General features: G+C 44.7%; 2 protein-coding genes. Both read right to left on the bottom strand.

From position 1 onward, the window contains the following. Window positions 1–149: 149 nt before the first annotated feature. Complete coding sequence (locus ACG95_RS12405; RefSeq protein WP_048000826.1) at window positions 150–1,088, bottom strand: alpha/beta hydrolase; 939 nt, start codon at window positions 1,086–1,088, stop codon at window positions 150–152. 833 nt (window positions 1,089–1,921) lie between these two features. After that, on the bottom strand, window positions 1,922–2,617 hold the full coding sequence (locus ACG95_RS12400) for a zinc metallopeptidase (protein WP_048000825.1): 696 nt from the start codon (window positions 2,615–2,617) through the stop codon (window positions 1,922–1,924). Between the last annotated feature and the right edge of the window lie 177 nt (window positions 2,618–2,794).

Raw genomic sequence — 2,794 nt, 5'->3', positions numbered from 1 at the left:
ATACTAATTTTCATTCAATACTCACTGTTAGATTAATGGTTTAAGGTGTTTTGGGATTTTTAACCTTTAGATATAACAAAAAATGCGCTACTTCAGCAGGATTAACAGGCTGAAGTAGCGCATTTGGTTTGTTTTTGTAAATCATAAGTCTATGAAGGTAAATAGCGGTCTAAAAAGGCACTGACGTGTTTTTGGTACTCGGCGGGATCAATCCAAAAACTCTCAGCGTGGGTGGCGTTAGGGACTTGCCACATCTGCTTAGGGCTATTGGTTGCCTGGTAGTTCTTCTTCAGCATCCAGCTGGGAACGTAGACGTCTTCTTTACCGTGAATAAAGAAGATCGGTAAGTGGTTGTGGCGCAATTGTTCAACTGAGCTGACATCACTTAAATAGTAGCCCATTCGGTGGCGATTAATAAAACTAACGATGGGGACGAACGGATATTTAGGTAGATGGAATTGCCGTTTTAGCAAATAGGCGAGTTCTTCTTCCACGCTGGTATAGCCACAGTCCGCGATGATGGCCTTAACCTGCTGCGGTAATTGTTCGCCGCTCATCATTGAAACGGTGGCACCGCCCATGCTGACGCCGAAGAGCACGATGTCAGTACGAGAACCGTTGACTTGCAGCAGCTTGTCGATCCAGTCAAGGTAGTCATGACGATCCTGCCAGCCGAAACTGATGTACTTACCCGCGCTGTTGCCATGACCACGGTCGTCAGGAAGCAGCACGTTATAGCCCATTTGATTAAACATATAGGCATAATTAGCCATCGTTTCACCATCGCCCTTGTAGCCGTGGGAAATAATAACGGTTTGATTGCTCATCGTTTTTGCCGGGACGTACAAGGCGGATAGGCGGTTCGCCTCGTCGTCGGCATTGAGTTGCCAGTGCTGCTGTGGCTGGCGGTGTAGCCAGTCAACGTAGGCGTAGTATTCTTTGGCATACTTTTGTTTGTCAGCGGATGTTTCAGGGACATAATCAACCCGTTTAAAAGCAAAGCTATACAGCTTCTCACTGGCTAGCAGGGTGGTCGTAAACAGCGCTAAGGGCGCGCCAACCGCTACTAGTAGTCGGGATTTCTTCATTGGTAATCACTCCTAATCTCTCTAGTCATGATACGCCGGTTATTCGCAAGATGAAACTATTTAGAACATAAAGAAGCCCAGGGCGATTGCCCCAGGCTTCTATCTGGCCGCTAGGTATCATGCCTAGCTAGCCCATTTTTTCATTAACTTTGGAGGAGTAAATGAAAAAGGTTCGAGTGGCTGAAGAAGACGTCCAGTCACTATATGTTTAGTATAGTGGTTTGACCGTTAAAAGGTAACTAATTTACATGTGCTGGGACATATATTTTGAAAAATTGTTTACTGGTGGTCAAAGTTACATAGTGACCTAATTTTCAGATTCCTGATCTGGCACTCAAAAGGCTGATGTTAAGCGTTTGTAGAAAAAAACAAAGCTGGAAAAGTGATCACGTGATAACTGATTTAGAAATCAGTCTGGCCGATAGAATACCATCAAAAAACCACCGCATCGGGGAATGCGGTGGAAAAAGGAGTAGGGTAGACATGTGACGGGGAATCACATGTCACTATGAATTTCATTACTTTGGAGGAGTAAATGAAAAATTTTAGGTTGTGTTATAGCTGGTTGAGTTAACCTCAATTGCTATGATGTAATCATACCGAGCTTGTGTGAAGAATGTGTGACTGAACGAGTTCATTGTGATGAAAAAAAGATAAAAGCTTTGTTAAGAGTGTGAAGAACCATGAAAGTATCGCTATGATGCTTGTTATACCAATGTTCTTGATGATGGATGGTTCCAATTTATTTACAATATTTAGAAAAGCCCACCTAGCTTGAGACGGAAATCTCAGGTCAGTGGGCTTTTTGGCTAGTAATAGCTCAACTGTTTAATTTAGCGATCATCGCGGTTAGTGAATAGGAGCACCAGCCGTAGTAATTGTAAGAAGGTTGCAAGGGCTGCAGCAACGTAAGTTAAGGCAGCTGCAACTAATACCTTGCGAACCATGGGCACTTCTTCAGCGGTCAGGACTTGTCCGTCAGATAGAATCTGTAAGGCACGTCGAGACGCGTTGAATTCAACGGGTAAGGTGACTAGTTGGAAGAGCAACGCTAGTGAGAATAAGAAAATCCCAATGTGGATCAGCGTTTGGTTATAACTCAACAGTACTCCGACGATGATGAGGGGGAGCGAGAGTGATGAACCAATGTTAGCGGCGGGAACTAGTGCAGTACGCAACCGCATTGGCCAGTAACCAACGTGGTCTTGAACGGCGTGACCGCATTCGTGAGCTGCAACGCCAATCGCTGCGACCGAAGTCGAATCGGCCGTCGCCTCGGATAAACTCAGAATCTTAGTTTGACCGTTGTAGTTATCAGTCAGATCACCGCTGATCTTTTGGACACCCACGTCACTGATACCTGACTGGTTGAGAATGAATTGGGCTGCGTCAGTTCCAGACGTTCCGGATTGACTACGGTAGGCGTCGTAATGCCGGAATGTACGGTTGACATAGCCGGAAGCGGCCATTGAGATGACCAGGCCGATAATAACGAGAATATAAGTCGGATCGAAGAATGAGTAGAACATAGTAGAGGCCCTCCTAAAATAGTAGTTATGTTAAACCGTATTTTAGCAGATTTACCAGTGTTTTCCTACTGCGTATGGAAAACGACTTAACTAACTTAACAAAAATCTTGAAGTAGGGTTAGTCACACATGGTGCCAGTTAAACTTATTGGTAATACCGGCTTCCTATTCCGCCTAT

This window comes from Lactiplantibacillus herbarum, from assembly GCF_001039045.1.
Lineage (GTDB): Bacteria > Bacillota > Bacilli > Lactobacillales > Lactobacillaceae > Lactiplantibacillus > Lactiplantibacillus herbarum.
The sequence above is the reverse complement of the archived record's forward strand: the minus strand, read 5'-3'. Positions and strand labels throughout refer to the sequence as shown.